At 69.5% G+C, this 16,023-nt stretch carries 14 protein-coding genes; 3 read left to right on the top strand and 11 right to left on the bottom strand.

All coding sequences use genetic code 11. The features are described from left to right. Positions 1-3: 3 nt before the first annotated feature. From F0U60_RS21555 to F0U60_RS21525, 7 genes are all read right to left on the bottom strand, one after another. Positions 4-837, bottom strand: coding sequence for a ParB/RepB/Spo0J family partition protein (locus tag F0U60_RS21555; RefSeq protein ID WP_395822800.1), 834 nt, complete (start codon positions 835-837; stop codon positions 4-6). Between the two features lie 79 nt (positions 838-916). Continuing rightward, positions 917-1,618 carry a polymer-forming cytoskeletal protein gene (locus F0U60_RS21550; protein ID WP_395822798.1) on the bottom strand — a complete coding sequence of 234 codons (702 nt, stop codon included), beginning with the start codon at positions 1,616-1,618 and terminating at the stop codon, positions 917-919. A gap of 3 nt (positions 1,619-1,621) precedes the next feature. Beyond that, positions 1,622-1,948 carry a polymer-forming cytoskeletal protein gene (locus F0U60_RS21545; protein ID WP_043389034.1) on the bottom strand — a complete coding sequence of 109 codons (327 nt, stop codon included), beginning with the start codon at positions 1,946-1,948 and terminating at the stop codon, positions 1,622-1,624. A 48-nt stretch (positions 1,949-1,996) separates the two neighbouring features. Further along, positions 1,997-2,341: a bactofilin BacN gene (gene bacN, locus F0U60_RS21540; protein ID WP_108076791.1), complete on the bottom strand. Its 345-nt coding sequence runs from the start codon at positions 2,339-2,341 to the stop codon at positions 1,997-1,999. Positions 2,342-2,403: 62 nt separating this feature from the next. Beyond that, the gene (locus F0U60_RS21535; protein ID WP_395825365.1) at positions 2,404-3,240 is read right to left on the bottom strand and encodes a lysophospholipase; all 837 of its coding nucleotides are present in this window, start codon (positions 3,238-3,240) and stop codon (positions 2,404-2,406) included. Positions 3,241-3,257: 17 nt separating this feature from the next. Next, a complete protein-coding gene (locus F0U60_RS21530) occupies positions 3,258-5,132 on the bottom strand; it encodes a tetratricopeptide repeat protein (RefSeq protein WP_395822796.1) in 1,875 nt (624 codons plus the stop codon). A gap of 20 nt (positions 5,133-5,152) precedes the next feature. Next, complete coding sequence (locus tag F0U60_RS21525; protein ID WP_395825362.1) at positions 5,153-7,585, bottom strand: ATP-binding protein; 2,433 nt, start codon at positions 7,583-7,585, stop codon at positions 5,153-5,155. Between the two features lie 431 nt (positions 7,586-8,016). On the opposite strand from F0U60_RS21525, the gene F0U60_RS21520 reads away from it, so the two are divergent. From F0U60_RS21520 to F0U60_RS21510, 3 genes are read left to right on the top strand one after another with little or no spacing between them, the layout of a single operon-like run. Further along, positions 8,017-9,918, top strand: a complete 1,902-nt coding sequence (locus tag F0U60_RS21520) for an OmpA family protein (RefSeq protein WP_395822794.1) — start codon at positions 8,017-8,019, stop codon at positions 9,916-9,918. Positions 9,919-9,957: 39 nt separating this feature from the next. After that, complete coding sequence (locus F0U60_RS21515; RefSeq protein WP_395822792.1) at positions 9,958-11,538, top strand: hypothetical protein; 1,581 nt, start codon at positions 9,958-9,960, stop codon at positions 11,536-11,538. 37 nt (positions 11,539-11,575) lie between these two features. Then, a complete protein-coding gene (locus F0U60_RS21510) occupies positions 11,576-12,220 on the top strand; it encodes an HAD-IA family hydrolase (RefSeq protein WP_395822790.1) in 645 nt (214 codons plus the stop codon). 12 nt (positions 12,221-12,232) lie between these two features. Here F0U60_RS21510 and F0U60_RS21505 read toward each other — a convergent pair whose 3' ends face one another. The 4 genes from F0U60_RS21505 to F0U60_RS21490 are packed head-to-tail and all read right to left on the bottom strand — an operon-like array spanning position 12,233 to position 16,005. Next, positions 12,233-12,973 carry a TlyA family RNA methyltransferase gene (locus F0U60_RS21505; RefSeq protein ID WP_395822788.1) on the bottom strand — a complete coding sequence of 247 codons (741 nt, stop codon included), beginning with the start codon at positions 12,971-12,973 and terminating at the stop codon, positions 12,233-12,235. Further along, a complete protein-coding gene (locus F0U60_RS21500) occupies positions 12,970-14,724 on the bottom strand; it encodes a 1-deoxy-D-xylulose-5-phosphate synthase (protein WP_395825359.1) in 1,755 nt (584 codons plus the stop codon). Before F0U60_RS21500 ends, F0U60_RS21505 begins: the two co-directional genes overlap by 4 nt. Further along, positions 14,724-15,614 carry a polyprenyl synthetase family protein gene (locus F0U60_RS21495; protein WP_395822787.1) on the bottom strand — a complete coding sequence of 297 codons (891 nt, stop codon included), beginning with the start codon at positions 15,612-15,614 and terminating at the stop codon, positions 14,724-14,726. Before F0U60_RS21495 ends, F0U60_RS21500 begins: the two co-directional genes overlap by 1 nt. 1 nt (position 15,615) lies before the next feature. Further along, on the bottom strand, positions 15,616-16,005 hold the full coding sequence (locus F0U60_RS21490) for a PleD family two-component system response regulator (protein WP_395822785.1): 390 nt from the start codon (positions 16,003-16,005) through the stop codon (positions 15,616-15,618). Positions 16,006-16,023: the final 18 nt, after the last annotated feature.

Below are 16,023 nucleotides of genomic sequence, written 5' to 3'. Positions count from 1 at the left end.
CCTTCACAAGCGCTCCAGCCAGGCCACGAGATCCGAGGAGTAGCGCAGCTGCGTGAGCAGCTCCTGCTTCCGCGTCTCATCGAGGTCCGCGAACACGTCCGCCAGCAAGGCGAGATCCTGGTTGATGTCCACCAACCGCTGGGTGGCCTCCGCGGCCAGCTCGTCCGCGTCGACCTCCTCGTCCACGGTCTCGGGCGCCAGCGAGTCATCGACGGCCAGCGCCTTCTCCAGCATGTCCCGGGCGATGGGCGTCAACTTGCCCTCGGCCTCGAGCTGCGCCCGCTTGGCCTCCAGCTCCTCCCGATCCACCGGGGCCCCGTGGATGGCCGAGGCCAGCGCCATCAGCAGCGCATCCTCATCCGACAGGTCCGTATGGAGGCGGGCCAGCACCCGGTCCCTCTTGAGGAACCGCAGCGCCGCCACCCGGCGGAAGCCCGAGATGATCTGGAAACGGTCCGGCGGCTTGAAGCGCACGTCCACCGGGAAGAGCTGGCCCAGTCGCGCCAGATCCGTGGCAAGTGCGGACAAGTCCCCTACCGGGCGCATCTGGAAGGTCGGATCCTCGTCGATCCGCTCCAGCGGAATGTGAGCAGGCGCCACGTTCCCGCGGCGGCGCGGCGCAACCTCCTCCACGAGCCCGGCTGGAGGCGTGGACTGCTCGCCCACTGGCGGCTCACCCGTGGCCGCTTCAGCGGACCCGGACGCGGAAGCCTCCACGGACCCCTCCTGCTGCTCGGAGGAGGCGGCGGATGACTCGGGAGCGGGCTCCCCGGGCGACTCCTCCGCCGGGGTGCTCGGCTTCGCGTCCACCTCGTCGATTCTGTTCTCGGCGTTCATGGCGTTCATCGGCACCCCTGGATCGGCCCGTCGTCCTGCGGACGGCGGTGTGGCGGCGCGATGGCGCCACCACAACGCTTTAACGACCCTTCTTCTTCACGACGACCTTCTTCCTGGCACCCTCGGCCACCGTCGGCGGAACTGGCGCAGAGGCCGGCGGCCGGGGAGGCTCGGGACGGGTGGGCTCGGCGGCCCTGGCGGCAGGCGGCGCAGGGGGCGCCGGACGGGCTGCCATGGTAGCACCCGGAGCCGGAGGAGGCGCCGGACGAGCAGGCGCAGCCGCCGGACGGGTCGCGGCCGGAGCCGCGGGCGGGGTGGGACGCGCGCTCGGCAGCGCCGGACGGGCCGGCACATTGGTGCCCGGACGCACCGCGGGACGCACGGTCGCCGGACGCGGCAGCGCCGGACGCTCGGCGGGCACGCGGCCCGGCTCCACCTCACCCATGTCCACGCGGCCGCGGAAGCTCGCACCATCCACGATGATGACGCGCGGGGCGTGGATGTCGCCCACCATGCGGCCCTCGCGGGTGAGCTCCACGCTCTCGGTGGCGTTGATGTTGCCCACCACCACCCCGCTCACGATGGCGTTCTTCACCGCCACGTTCGCCTTCACCACGCCCGTGGGCTCCACGATGAGGGTGCGGCTCAGCGTGAGCTCCCCCTCCACCCGGCCGCGCACGGTCAGATCCTCATCACCCGTCAGCTTGCCGCTGATGAGGATGGACTGACCCACCACGGTGTTGTTGACGGCCCCTGGGGCCAGTTCCTTCGCGGTGGCCAAGGATCAGCGCTCCTTCGGAATGTCCATGTCGACGTTGCCCTTGAAGGAGGCTCCGTCAGCAATGAGGATGCGCGGGGCCTTGATGTCGCCCACCACGCGGCAGTCCGTCTTCAGCTCCACCTTGTCGGAAGCCGCGATGTTGCCCGTGACGCGACCCGCGATCTCCACGTTCTGCGTCTCGATGTCCGCCTCGACGACGCCGCTGCCCTCGACGAAGAGGCTCTCCTTGAGGGAGATCTTCCCCTTCACCGTTCCCTGGATGACCAGATCCTCGTCGCCAGAGATCTCACCGTCGATGACAATGCTCGAACCAATGACCGTATTCGCCATGAGTGTTGTCCACCCCTCCCGAAGGGTTCTGCTGGCCCCAAGGCCCGCTTAGATGTCGTCCGGCAGCTTCACGTCCATCTCAATGGAGCCGTTGAAGACGGCGCCATCCTCGATGACCACGCGCGGGGCCTTGATATCCCCCGCCACCTTCGCCGAGGCGTTGATGGCCACCCGACCCGAGGCGTCGATGTTGCCACTCGCCTCGCCGTTGATGGTCAGCTCCTCCGCGCGGATGTCCGCCTGGACCTTTCCAGTGCCCTCGATGGTCAGGTGGTTCTTCAGGGAGATCTGCCCCTCCACCCGCCCCTCGATGATGAGATCGCCGCCACCGGTCAGATTGCCCCGGATGACGATGCCCTTGCCGATGATGCCCGTCTGCTCGCCCTGTGCCATGCGGTGACCCTCGGAAGCGTCCTCGCCAACGAAGTGTGCTCTGTAAGGAATTGGAACCTACGTCAGAGATGCGCGGAGATCCAGTTGGAGATGTCCCGGTGGACCTCCTCCTTGCCGAGCTCGTTGAGCGGCTCGTGACGCATCCCTGGGTATACCTTGTACAGCTTGTCCTTGGCGCCCACGGCCTCGAAGAAGGCCCGGCCCGTCTCCACGCTCGCCACGCCGTCCTCCGCTCCGCTGAGCAGGAAGAGCGGCACCGTCACGTCCGAGGCCAACGTCATCACCCGGGCCTGGGCCTGGGTGGACTCGATGAACCAGCGCGGGGTCACAATGTGATTGTAGAGGGGATCCTGACGCACCGCCTGCTGCACCGCCTCGTCCCGGCTCAAGTCCTTGGGCGAGAGCTCGGTCTTGATGGGCAACCACGGGAGGACCTTGCCCACCGCCCGGGCGGCCATCAGCTTCAGCACGGGCGGAGTGATGGCGAGCTTGAAATAGGGTGCCGACAGCACCATGCCGCTCACGCCTTGCAGCCCGCCGCGCTTGAGCAGGTGCACCGCCATCAGCCCGCCATGGCTGTGCGCGAGCACGAAGACCTTGCGCCCGTTGGCCGCGCTGCGCACCCGCTCCCAGAAGCCCGCCAGGTCGTCCAGGTAGTCGGGCCAGGAGGCGCAGAAGCCTCGGCGCCCGTCGGCACGGCCATGGCCACGGTAGTCGAAGCCATGGACGGCGAACCCCTGGGCCGTGAGCGCGTCGAACGTCGTGCGGTAGCGACCAATGTGGTCACCATATCCGTGCACCACCGCCACGTGAGCGCGGGGTTGCTCCGGATGCTCGGACATCCAGTACAGCCGGAGCCCGTCCTTCCCAGTGAAGAAACCCTCGTCAAAGCGCGCCATGGTGTTCGAGGAAGACATTAGCGACCTGAAGCACCGGTGGATAGCAACTTCAGCTTCCGCTCGATGAGCGCCCGCTGATCAGCCGGGTCGGCGGCCTCTGGATTCAGGGCCAGCAGCTCGAGCGCGCGCCGCCAGGCCCCGGCGGCGTCACCCGGGCGCGACAGGCGCTGGTAGGCATCCCCAAGGTGCTCGAGGATGACGGGCTCCTCGGGCTCCAGCTCCGCCGCCCGCTCCAATGCCTCCACCGCGCGTGGATAGTCGCCGCGCTGGTAGTGGATCCACCCCAGCGAGTCGAGGAAGGACCCCGTATCCGGGCGCAGCTCCAACGCGCGCCGCACCAGCCGCTCCGCCTCGGCGTAGTCCCGACCTCGCTGGGCCAGCAGGTAGCCGATGAAGTTCATGGCCGCGGCGTGGTTTGGATCCACCTCGAGCACGCTGCGCATCCAGGTCATGGCCCCGTCCTCGTCCCCCTGCCCCAGCAGCACGGAGGCAAGCACGTAGCGCAAGGACGGCTCGCGAGGCTCCCGATCAATCGCTGCGCGCAGCAGGCTCATCGCCTCGGTGGCACGCCCCTGCCGCTGCAGTGTGAAAGCGAGCGCCTCATGCAGCTCTGGCCCGGGCTTCCGCTCGAGGCCCTCCTTCAGCGAGGCCACGGCGCGCTCGGCCTCGCCACTCCGCTCCAGCGCTCGGGCGTACTGCACCCGCAGCTCCGAGTCGTCGGGACGCTCAGCAAGGGCGTCGCGCAACAGGGCGAGCGCCATCTCGTGCCTGCCTGCCTGCGAAAGACAGATGGCGTGGCGGGTGCGCGCCTCAGAGAAGAACTCGGAGGAGTCCGGCACCTCGGCGTAGGCGGCGGAGGCCTCGTCGAAGTGGCGCAGCCGCTCGTGAACCAGACCCGCGTAGAAGGAGGTGCGCGGCGAGGCTCCCCTGCCCTTCCGCGCGGAATCCAGGACCTCCACAGCGGCGGCAGTGTCCCTCGCCGCGAGGAAGGACAGCGCCACCCGGACGGTGAGCTCCGGATCCCCAGTGATCGACAGCAGCCGGTCGAAGTACGCCCGCGCCCGCACCGGGGAACCGAGCCGCAGGGCCAACCGACCGGCGCTCATCAACACCGTCTGGTTGTCCGGATCCCGCTCCAAGGCCCGGGCCAAGGCGTCCTCGGCCTCGGCGAGGCGCCCGGCCTTCTCGTGGAGCTGCGCGAGTGTCGTCAGCGACTCCACGTCCCCCGGGTCACGCTCGACGGCCCGCGCCAGCATCTGCCCGGCCCGAGACGCATCACCCCGCTCGGCCAGGGCCTGCCCGAGGCGCCGGAAACCGGAGGCCTCGCCGGGCAGCGCCGCCGCCAGCGACTCCACCACCTTCACGGCCTGCTCGTTCGCGCGCCCCTCCAGGTGGAGCTGCGCGAGGACGAGGTAGGCCTCTGGCTCACGAGGCTTGAGCTGGATGGCACGCCGCAGGTGCACCCGAGCGCGCGCGGGCTTGCCGATCTCCATCAGCACGCGCCCCAGCATCAACCGCCCGGCGTAGTACCGGGGGTGGCGCTCCACCACGCGCCGCAGCTCGCGCTCGGCGCGCGTCAGATCTCCCAGCCGCGCGTACTCCTCCCCAAGCTGCGTGAGGAGGTGGGGGTTGTTGTCATCGGTGGCCAGCGCCAGACGCAGCTCGTCCGCTGCGTCCCGGTGTCTGCCCTGGAAGCCCAGGAGCTTCGCTCGCAGGTAATGCGCGTAGCTGGCAGACGAGGCGATGCCTTGGTCGCTGGCCGCCGCGGAGATGGCCTCCCGCATGGCCGACCGATCCACCGAGGGCCGGCGCGAGGCGGGCGCCGCGACCGCACCTAGCCCCACGAGGGCCAGGAGGGACACGGCTCGGGTGAGGGTTCGAGGCAGGCGCACGCCCCGAGTCTAACTCGGCCCTACAGCTTCGGCACGGGGGCGGGTGCGCCCAGCCGCTCCAGGATGCGCTCCGCCGGCTCGCTGTCGTGGCTCACATCCGCCACCGCCGATTGGTACTCCATCCCTGTGTGCTTCTCGACATCCGGCAACAAGCGGCCGATGACGTTGCGCCCCGCTTCAACATTGCACTCGGGCAGGACGACAGCAAGCACCCCCTCGCTCAGGTGGCCGAGGATGTCTTGTGTGCGCAGGCGTGCGCGCATCACCTCCGGAATGCCGCGCAACAGCTCATCGGGCACGGGGCGATCCGGGCGAAGGACGGCGAGGCTCACCGGACGGTTGTAGCGCCGCCCACGGCTCACCTCGTGATCCAACCGCAGCATGAGGCCACGCCGGTCATAGAGCCCGGTCAGGGGATCGTTCCCGTTGCGCCGCATGAGCGAGGAGGTGCGCTCCAGCTCGGTCTCGGCCTTGCGCAGCTTGAGGGCGCGCTCGGTGCGGCCCAGCAGCTCCATGGCGTTGAAGGGCTTACTCATGTAGTCCACCGCGCCCAGGTTGAGCGCGCGGACCTTGTCGGCCACACCCTGGTGGGCGGACAGCAGGATGACGGGGATGCCGGCGGTGTCCGAGGAGGACTTGAGCGCCACCGCGGCGTCCAGGCCATCCAGCTTGGGCAGGAACACGTCCATCACCACCAGGTCCGGCTTGGACGTACGCGCCCTGGCCAGACCCTCGGCGCCATCGCGCGCCACGTCCACGCGGTAGCGCGAGCGCAGCACCTCCACCAGCACCGCGGCAATCTCCGGCTCGTCCTCCACCACCAGGACGCGCGGCTGCTCCGCCGTGTCCTTGTGGGGGAGGTTCTGCACGGCGCGAGAGACTTCCTGCGCCAGCGGCAGGGTGAAGATGAACGCGGCGCCTCCCTCGGGTGGGGCCTCGGCCCAGATCTCCCCTCCGTGCAGCTCCACGAACTCCTTGCAGATGGCGAGCCCCAGTCCCGTGCCACCACCGCCCTTGGCGCCGCTGCGGTAGCGGTCGAACACGAGCGGCAGCTCCTCGGGGGGAATGCCCTTGCCGTCGTCCTGCACCACGATGCGCGCCACGTCCCCGTCTGGCCGCGCCAGCCGCGAGGCCTTCACCACCACCTCGCCCGCGTTCTGCGCGTGGTGGATGGCGTTGGTGATGAGGTTCTGCAGCACCTCGTGCAGCTTCAGCTCGTCACCGATGAGCATCATGCTCTCGGGGGCCTCGGCCCGCAGGGCGACCCCGCGCTCGGCGGCGAGGATCTCCAGCTCGGTGGCGATCTCCTTGCAGAGCACCGACATGTCCAGCACGCGCGGCTCGATGGACAGCCGCGCCACGTCGCCCTTGCCTCGCTCCAGCAGCGACTCCACCAGGCCGAGGATCTTCCGGCCCTGGCGGATCATCGCCTCGGCGGACTGCTTCTGCTGAGGATCCAGCCCACCCTCCAGCAGCAGCCGGCCGTGGCCCAGCAGCACCTGCAGCGGCGCGCGCAGATCATGGCTGCACACGGCGATGATCTCGTCCTTGAGGCGGTTGAGATCCTTGAGGCGACGGTTGGCCTCGGTCAGCTCGCGGTAGCGCTCGACGTAGGCCAGCTCGAGCTCGTCCCGCTTGCGCTTGAGCGCAGTGTGCAGGCGAGCGTTGCGGATGCAATTGGCGAGCGCCGCCGCCACCGCCTGGGCGAACTCCTGCTCGTCGCGGCCGAAGCCCTCGGAGCCGCGAGAGATGCGCAGGAAGAGCGCACCGAGCAGCTCGTCCTGGCACACCAGCGGCTGCACGAGGATGGAGCGCACACCGAGCGGAGCAATGGTGGGGCGGACCTCTTCCATCAGCGGATCCCGCTGGGCCTCCTCCACCAGCACGGCCTGACGCGTCTCCAGCGCCCGGCGCAGCTCGGGGTAGCGCGCCAGATCCACGTCCAACGACAGGCCTGGATCCTCCAGCGTGGCCACCACGCTCGCCGTACGCGCGCTGGTGTCATCCACCAACACCACGGAGCAGCGGTCGGCGTTGACGACGGCGCCCACCTTCTCCACCGCAAGGCGGAGGATCTGCTCCAGCTCCAGCGAGCTGGTCGCGGCCTGGGTGATCTCCAGCAGCCGCTCCATGCGGTTGCGGGTGCGCTCCGTGAGCCGCCGCTCGCGCAGCGCCGAGTCCAACCGGGAGGAGAGCTCCTCGAGGCTGCGCACCCAGTCGTCCACGGGCAGCTTGCGCAGCACCTCCGAGCGGGAGCGCGTGAGATCCGCCAGCACTCGGACCTCGCGCAGCCGCGCATCCTGGCGCACGGCACTGAGCGCCTCGGTGGCGCGCTTGCCGGTGGCCGACACGAGGATGGCGTCCGGCCGCAGCGAGTCCACCAGCCCCGGCAGCTCCTGCACGTCCTCGGTAATGGCCCACTGGTAGCCGCTATCGGACAGGTGCGCGAGCATGGCCTCGCTGGCCGCACGCGCGCCGATCACCAGGACACGACCACGTGACCCCACAAGTTCGGCTCTCACGAACACCCTCGGGGAATCAGGCCTTGCGTGGCCGTCTGGAGAGACCGGAAATTTTGGAAGAAAGCGTCAACCATCATGCGCGGGTCCGAATCATGCCGCTGAAGCTGGCCGGGGGCCAGCGTGTCGGACTCGACGGTTCCGAGCAAGAATTGTGAGCCAGGGCCCCCCGCGTATACTCGGTGGCCGTGCGACTTCCGCGAGCTGCGCAGATCCCTCTTCCCCTGCGTTCCCTGCTGCTGACGGCCCTGCTGGGCGCTGGCGCGGCTCGGGCAGAGGGGACTCCTACTTCCACCTCCCTCCCAGCCGCTCCGCCCTCGGAAGAACGAGCGTCCGCTGCCTCGCCCGCCCTGGAACCGACCCCAATGGTTGGGTTTCGGACAGATGAGCAGCCTTACGAGGCCCACAGCCCCGCCACGCTCGGCAACGGCTGGAGGGATGTAGGGAACCTGCGCCATGCCTCCACCGCCACAGGCGGCGTGGGCCTGCTGCGCGTGAGCGGCGCGGAGCTCGGGCGCAAGGGCGTGCTGCGCTTCTCGGTGACGGGCGAGTTCTTCTCCTCCCCGGACTTCCCCGTCCTGGGCGCGAGCAACACGCGCACCGCCGGTACCTTCGCCATCGGGTACGTGCCGCTCGACTTCCTCGACGTGTCGCTGTCCTACACGGCCTCGACGAATACCAACTCCCGCTCGTCCCCTACCCTCATCCAGGCGCTCGGCGACTTGACGCTGGGAGCCCGCGCCACAAAGCAGTGGCTGCCCGGACTGTGGGCGGGTGGGGACGTGCGCGTGATGACCTTCTCCGGCGTGGGCGAAGGCAAGGTCGCCTTCGGCTTCTCGCCCCGCGCGGTGGCCACCTACGACGCGCGCACGCTGGACCCGCGGCTGCCTCTGCGCGCCCACGCCAACTTGGGCCTGCAGGTGGATGGCACGGGCTCGATGGTGGATACCGGGCGGCTCAATGCCTCCGAGCAGTACGCGCTGGGCATCAACCGCTACTCCCGCCTCACCGTGGGACTCGGGCTGGAGGCGCCGTTGCCCGTGGCCACGCCCTTCGTCGAGTACAACCTGGCGTCCCCGCTGGGCGTGCCGGGCGGTCGGCTCGTCGCGCCGGATGGGACCACCGTGTCCGTGGGCCGCGTGGCGCCTCAGACGCTCGGGCTGGGCGCTCGGGTGACGGCCCTGCAGAACCTCACCTTCACCGCCGCGGCCGAGTTCGGCCTCACGCGCCAGGTGGGCTACGGGGTGCAGCCCGTGCCCCCCTTCAACCTGGTGCTCGGCGCCTCCTTCAACGTGGACCCCTCGCTCCAGGCCACCGGTGGCACGCGCGTGGTGGAGCGTGTGGTTCGCGAGCCGGCGGTGAGCCAGACCGTCGCCGCCGCGCCTCAGACGTCCCAGGTCTCTGGCGTGGTGCTGGATGCGAAGACGCGCCAGCCGATCCCCGGCGTCTTCGTGGCCCTGGTGGACTCGACGCTGCCCCCGGTGGCCTCGGCGCCGGGTGATGGCCGCTTCCTCACGTATGCGCTGCCGAGCGGCCCCGTCAAACTCTCCGTGCGCAAGGAGGGTTACCTCCCGCTGGAGAGGGAGCTCGTGCTGAAGGCGGGAGAGACAGCCAGCGTGGAGCTGGAGCTCGTCGCGGAGGTGAAGCCCGCCACGCTCGCCCTCGCCGTCACCTCGAAGCGCAAGCCCGTGTCGGCCACGCTGGCCTTCCTGGGCGGCCCCGAGTCGCGGCGGGTGGCCTTCTCCGCGGCTGACGCGGCGTCCCACTCGCTGCAGCTGCCGGCCGGCCGCTACGTGGTGGAGGTCACCGCCCCTGGCTTCCTGGCGCAGACGCGCTCCGTGCAGTTCACCGACGGCTCCTCGCAGGAGCTCGCCTTCGAGCTCGAGCCCGAGCCGAAGCAGTGGCAGGTGAAGCGGGCGAACGACAAGCTGGAGCTGCTCCAGGCGCTGCGCTTCGCGGAGGGCAAGGCCGTGCTGCTCCCGGATAGCTACCCGCTGCTCTCGCAGGTGGTGGACCTTGTGGTGCGCACCGACATCAAGCGCCTGCGCATCGAGGGGCACACCGACAACCAGGGGGACAAGACGGCCAACCTGAACCTGTCGAAGGAGCGTGCGCGCGCGGTGGCCGACTACCTCATCAAGGCCGGGTTGGATCCTTCGCGCGTCGAGTCCGAGGGCTTCGGCGACAGCCGTCCCGTCGCTCCCAACCTCACGCCCAAGGGCCGCGCGCTGAACCGGCGCGTGGACTTCTTCATCCTGGAGCGTTGATGCCCGGCGGATGGCGCCCAGGCTAAACTGGGCGCCACCATGGCCACCTTCATCCCGACCCGGGCCTTCGTGCGCCCGGCACTGCTGCTGTCTTTCCTCGCGCTCGCCTGCGAAAACCCCCCGCCGCCCACCACGCCGGATCTGCCCCAGGTCAGCATCCTCGTGATCGAACCGAACACCGTGGGCAAGAGCGTCAAGCTCTCCCTCTCTGTGTCCGGCTGCGCTCAGGTGCAGAGCCTGGAGGTGCTCGACAACAACGAGGTGGTGAAGCGGGTGAGCTACGGCAGCACCCCCACCCTCGTGGAGCTGGGGGTCAACGAGCTCCGCTTCACGCGAGGCATCTCCGCGAGCCTGTCACTCACCGCGCGCGTCACCTGTGACGATGGGCGCGCCAACGTCTCCCAGGCCCAGTCGGCCACGTTCTTCCCAGTGGAAGAGGTGGTGGAGCCCCAGGAGGCCAACTCCCAGGTGGTGACGGACTACTTCGTCGTCGAAGGCAGCGGTGCCAATGCGGCCTTCATCGGGTGCGGGAGGGAGGGTAACAAGTCCATCCTCTACCGGGTGAAGAAGAGTGATCCGCTGCACCCAGACGCCCTGGAGATGCCCTTCCCCTGCGACGTGACCACGACCATCACCGACCGCAAGCCGGCCGGTACCGGTTGGCGCTGGGTGTGGACTCGCGACAAGGGCGCCTTCGCGATCGCGCCGGACTTCAAGGGCTACACCGGCCAGATCGACAAGCGGGTGGAGTTCGTCACGGTGGGACCGGACGGCGACGCCCTCCTCTACGAGCCCGGAAGCATCGTGCGCTGGACTCCCGCCGGAAAGCAGAAGTGGATCAGCCAGGCCTTCTCGGTGGACGGGGGCGAGCTCCTCGCCGAGCCGCTCGTACGGCCCGGTAGCCTCGAGACCACCACCTTCGTGGTGCCACTGCTGGGCGACTTCAGGACGGGCAACAACATCATCCGGGTAGGCGTCCTGAAGTACCTCGACGGAGTATTGCAGAACGTGCAGGACATCGAGTCCGTCCCCGCCAACGACCTGGTGCCGCCCGTGGCGTTCGATCCCGCCGGCACCGTGTTCTACCTGGCCACGCAGGGCGAGAAGGCCGCGAACGTGCGGGCCTGCAAGATCGGCGGGACGGATCTGTGCAGGGCGGGCTCGGGGACCCGGCTGTGGATGACCGATGATCTGCCGGGGATCATGGCCGGGCTGGTTTCGTACGACAACGGCACGCGGCTGGCGGCGATCTCCACGAACCGGACCTGGCTCCTGGATGTGAAGAGCGGCTCGGCTTCCGAGGGCAAGCCCGTGAACAAGGACCAGCAGCCGCTCACCACGAACGGCGCGCTGATCACGCGCTACGCCCAACAGGGCTCGGGCTCCTACAGCAGCAGCTTCTACCTGCTCAACAGCGCGGTCCCCACGACGAACAACCCGATGCCCTATCCGGTGGAGATCGTCGCCACGGACGCGGCGGAGAAGGGCGAGCTGTACCGCTACCAGGTGCCGGGCGGCAGCCTCTTCGGCGCGGTGGACGACGCGGGCGAGCTCTGGCTGCGCATCGGCCCCCGGCTGGTGAAGCCCTTCTCCCCGACGTGGTACCGAGAGCGGCGCTGAGCAGCAGAGAGACCCGGGCGCGAGGGGAGGCAAGCTCGTGATTACGCATGTCGTGTTCGATTTCGACGGGACGCTGGCGGACTCGAAGGAAGCGGCGATCAAGCTCTACAACGAGCTCGCCGAGAAGAACGGTTACGGCCTGCTGACCGCCGACAACCTCGCGAAGATGAGGGAGCTGTCCATCTTCGACAGGTGCAAACAGCTCGGAGTCGCGCCCTACAAGCTGCCCTGGCTGGTGGTTCAGCTCACCCGAAACTTCCGGCAGGCGATGCAGTCAATCGAGTTCAACGAGGGCATCCCCGAGCTGCTCAAGGAGCTGAGGGCTCGGGGCCTCAAGCTCATGATCCTGTCCTCCAACGACGAGGGGAACATCCGGGCCTTCCTCCGACGGCATTCAGCCGAGGAGTGGGTGGATGAGATCTATTGCAGCAGCAGCATCTTCGGCAAAGCCAGGCTGCTGCGCGCGCTGATGAAGCGGGCCGGGCTCACCCCCGACCAGCTCGTCTACGTGGGCGACGAGCACCGGGACGTGCAGGCGTGCAAGGAAGTCGGCGTGCGGATCATCGCCGTCCGTTGGGGCGTCGATGCCGACGTCCGACTCCGGGAGGCCGGGCCGAACCACATCGCCGATCGTCCAGCGGAGATCGCCGAGTGCGTGAGCCGCTGGTCGACGGCGGCCTGAGCACTCACCCCGTCACGGCTTGTCCGCGACGAGCAGGGCCTCGACGTTGCCCGCGGGCCCAGGCACCGTCGAGTCCATCACTCCGCGCACCGAGAGGCCCTGCTCCCGGACAAAGGCGGAGACAGAGTCGATGGCGCCCTGGCGCGCAGCGGCATCCTTCACCACGCCGCCCTTCCCCACCTTGTCGGGCCCCACCTCGAACTGGGGCTTCACCAGCGCCACCAGCAGGCCCCCGGGCTTCAGGAAGGGAAACACCGCCGGCAACACCTGCGTCAGCGAGATGAAGCTCACGTCGATGACCACCACGTCCACGGGCTCGGGCAGATCCTCCGCGGTGAGGTAGCGGGCATTGACGCGCTCGCGCGAGCGGACGCGCGCATCCGTGCGCAGCTTCTCGTGAAGCTGGCCGTAGCCCACGTCGATGGCATGGACGCGGAGGGCACCCTCTTGCAGCAAGCAGTCGGTGAAGCCACCGGTGCTGGCGCCAATGTCCGCGGCGACCCGGCCTCGCACATCCAAGCCGAAGCGCTCGATGGCGGCCTTCAGCTTCAGCCCGCCCCGAGACACGTAGGGCAACACCTCGCCCTTGAGCCGCAGCTCGGCCTCCACCGGCACCAGCGCGCCGGGCTTGTCCACCCGCTGGTCGTCCACCACCACCTGGCCAGCGAGGATGAGCGCCTGGGCCTTGGTGCGCGACTCGGCCAGCCCCCGCTCCACCACCAGCACGTCGATGCGCTCCTTGCGCGGCTTCACCGTGCACCTCCCTCGGAGAGCAGGGCCTGGGCGGCACTCCGCAGGCCCGCGTCATCCAACCCCAGCTCGGTCCGCTGCACGCGCGCGTCCCCATGAGGCACGAACGTGTCCGGCATGCCCAGCAGCTTCACCCGCGCGCTCACGCCCCTCGCGGCAAGCAACTCCAACACCGCGCTGCCCAACCCGCCGTGCGTCGTCCCCTCCTCCACCACCACCACGCGCCCGCACGCGGCGGCCTCCAGCACCGCGGCCTCGTCGAGCGGCGAGACGAAGCGCGCGTCCAGCACGCTCCAGCCTGGCTCCCCGCTCGCGGCCTCCAGCGCGGACATCCCCAACGGCCCGAGCGTGATGAAGGACACCCGCGCCTCCGTCGCCCGCTTCAACCAGCGCGCCCCACGCACCGGCCCCACTCCCGGGTGCAACGCCTCGGGCAGCACCGGCAGGGTGCCGCGAGGAAAACGCATGAGCGAGGGCCCAGGCAGCGAAAGCGCCGTGGCAAGCATCGCCGTCACATCCTCGCCCGTCACCGGCGCCATCAGCGTGAGGCCCGGAATGGGCCTCAGCGAGGCCACGTCATAAGTACCCTGGTGCGTGGCACCATCCGCCCCCACCAGCCCGGCGCGATCCACGGCGAACAGCACGGGCACGCCCGGCAGGCACACGTCGTGGATGACCTGGTCGTACGCGCGCTGCAGGAAGGTGGAGTAGATGGCGCACACGGGCCGCAGCCCGGTGGCCGCGAGCCCCGCGCAGAAGGTGACAGCGTGCTGCTCGGCGATGCCCACATCGAAGACTCGCTCGGGGTAGCGCTGCTTGAGGCCCACCAGCGCCGAGCCCTCCAGCATGGCCGGTGTCACCACCACCACGCGCGCGTCGCGGGCCATGACCTCCTCCAGCGCGGAGGCGAAGGCCTCGCTGAAGGTGCGCTGACCGCCGCGCGAGCGCACCAGCTTCCCATCACGCCACTCATAGGGCCCCATGGCGTGGCCACGCGTCTGCGCATCCGCCTCGGCCGGAGGAAAACCCCGCCCCTTCTGCGTCAGCGCATGCACCACCACCGGGCGCGTGGAGGCACGAGCCTCGCGCAGCGCGTGCGTGAGCGCCCCCAGGTCATGCCCGTCCACCGGCCCCAGGTACGTGAAGCCCAGCCCCTCGAAGAAGGCCCGCGCCTCACGCGTGCGCAGCAGCGCGGGAATGGCGCCCACGTTGGCGGAGATGGACATCTGGTTGTCGTTGAGCACCACCACCAGCGGCAGGTGCGTGCCCCCGGTGTTGTTGAGGCCCTCGAAGGTGAGCCCACCGGTGAGCGCCCCGTCCCCCACCACCGCCACCACGTGCCCGGGTCGCCCTTGCAGGCGCCGGCCCTCGAGCATGCCCAGCGCCGCGGAGACGGCAGTGCTCGCGTGACCCGCGGCCAGCGCGTCATGGGGGCTCTCGCGGGGATCCAGGAAGGGAGCGATCCCCCCAGCCTGGCGCAGGGTACCCATGCGCTCGCGCCGGCCCGTCAGCAGCTTGTGCGCGTAGGCCTGGTGCCCCACGTCGAAGATGAGCGCGTCCTGGGGCGAGTGGAAGACGCGATGCAAAGCGACAATCAGCTCCACCGCGCCGAGCGAGGCTCCCAGGTGGCCACCCACGCGGCCACACAGGGAGATGATGTCCTCACGCAGCTCCTCGCACAGACGAGGCAGCTCGGATTCGGGGAGCGCTCTTACCTCCCCTGGGGATTGGATGCGCGGCAGGAGCCGCTCCATCACGAGCTTCGCTCCACCGAGTAGCGCGCGAGCGCCGCCAGCGGGCCCGCCTGGGGCTCCAGCGTCTTCACGGCGGCGATGGCCTCGGCCACCTTGCTCGCCGCGAGCTGCTTGGACTCCTCCAGCCCCAGCACCGCCGGGAAGGTGAAGCGCCCAGCAGCGGCATCCGCCCCCACCGGCTTGCCCATGGAGGACGCATCCCCCGTGACGTCCAGGATGTCATCGGCGATCTGGAAGGCGAGCCCCACCGCGTCCCCGTACGTGTCCGCGCGAGCCAGCGCATCCGCGTCCCCACCGGCGGCGAGCACGCCCATGCGGCACGCCGCGCGGATGAGGGCGCCCGTCTTCAGGCGGTGCATGCGGGTGAGGTAGTCAATGTGGGCCGGGCGATCCTCGGCGATGTCCAGCACCTGGCCCCCCACCATGCCCGCCGAGCCCGAGCCCACGGCCAACTCCCGGCAGAGCAGGCCACGCACCGGCTCGGGTCCCCCCGCCACAAGGGCGAAGGCGTCCGTGAGCAGCGAGTCTCCCGCGAGGATCGCCATGGCCTCGCCGTAGACCTTGTGGTTGGTGGGCCGCCCGCGGCGCATGTCGTCGTTGTCCATGGACGGCAGGTCATCGTGCACCAGCGAGTAGGTGTGGATGTACTCGAGCGCGCACGCGCAGTCCTCGACCATGCGCGTGACGGCGCTCTGCTTCAGCACCGCCTCTGCGAAGGCCAGGCACAGCACCGGCCGCAGTCGCTTGCCACCCGCCAGCAGCGAGTAGCGCATGGCCTCGAGCAGGCGCGGAGGCACCTGCGCGCCCATCTCCGCCGAGCGCGAGTCCAACAGCTTCTCCACCCGCTGCTGCTGGGCGTTCAGGTACGAGTCCAGATCGAAAGACGACATGTCAGGGCACCTCGGGAGCAGGCGACTGAATGAGCTCGCGCAGCCGCGCAATGAGCGCGTTGAGATCCAGGGGTTTTACGAAATAGTCCGCGGCACCGGCCTCACGTCCGCGCCGCTTGTCCTCCGGCTCCCCGCGCCCACTGATGAAGACGACGGGGATGTCCCGGAACTGCTCGTTCTTCTTCACCGCCTTGCACAGCTCGAATCCGTCGATCCAGGACATGTTCACGTCCATGAGGATGACGTCCGGCCTCTTGAGCTGCAGGGAGGCGATCAGCCGCAGCCCATTGGCTGCGGCGTTGACCTCGAAGCCCTCCGAATCCAGGGCGAACGAGAGCAACTCCCGCGTATCGCGGTCGTCGTCGACGATGGTGACCTTGGGCTTCGGCATGCGTGTACCGATAGGTCT

The organism is Archangium minus (assembly GCF_044360475.1).
Classification (GTDB): Bacteria; Myxococcota; Myxococcia; order Myxococcales; family Myxococcaceae; genus Archangium; species Archangium minus.
Note: the sequence above shows the minus strand (reverse complement) of the source record. Positions and strands in the feature narration are given on the sequence as shown.

Coding starts and splice junctions, on each gene's coding strand:
- F0U60_RS21555 (WP_395822800.1), bottom strand. CDS start 837: ATGAACGCCGAGAACAGAATCGACGAGGTGGACGCGAAGCCGAGCACC.
- F0U60_RS21545 (WP_043389034.1), bottom strand. CDS start 1,948: ATGGCGAATACGGTCATTGGTTCGAGCATTGTCATCGACGGTGAGATC.
- bacN (WP_108076791.1), bottom strand. CDS start 2,341: ATGGCACAGGGCGAGCAGACGGGCATCATCGGCAAGGGCATCGTCATC.
- F0U60_RS21535 (WP_395825365.1), bottom strand. CDS start 3,240: ATGGCGCGCTTTGACGAGGGTTTCTTCACTGGGAAGGACGGGCTCCGG.
- F0U60_RS21525 (WP_395825362.1), bottom strand. CDS start 7,585: ATGCTCGCGCACCTGTCCGATAGCGGCTACCAGTGGGCCATTACCGAG.
- F0U60_RS21520 (WP_395822794.1), top strand. CDS start 8,017: ATGGTTGGGTTTCGGACAGATGAGCAGCCTTACGAGGCCCACAGCCCC.
- F0U60_RS21515 (WP_395822792.1), top strand. CDS start 9,958: ATGGCCACCTTCATCCCGACCCGGGCCTTCGTGCGCCCGGCACTGCTG.
- F0U60_RS21500 (WP_395825359.1), bottom strand. CDS start 14,724: ATGGAGCGGCTCCTGCCGCGCATCCAATCCCCAGGGGAGGTAAGAGCG.
- F0U60_RS21495 (WP_395822787.1), bottom strand. CDS start 15,614: ATGTCGTCTTTCGATCTGGACTCGTACCTGAACGCCCAGCAGCAGCGG.
- F0U60_RS21490 (WP_395822785.1), bottom strand. CDS start 16,005: ATGCCGAAGCCCAAGGTCACCATCGTCGACGACGACCGCGATACGCGG.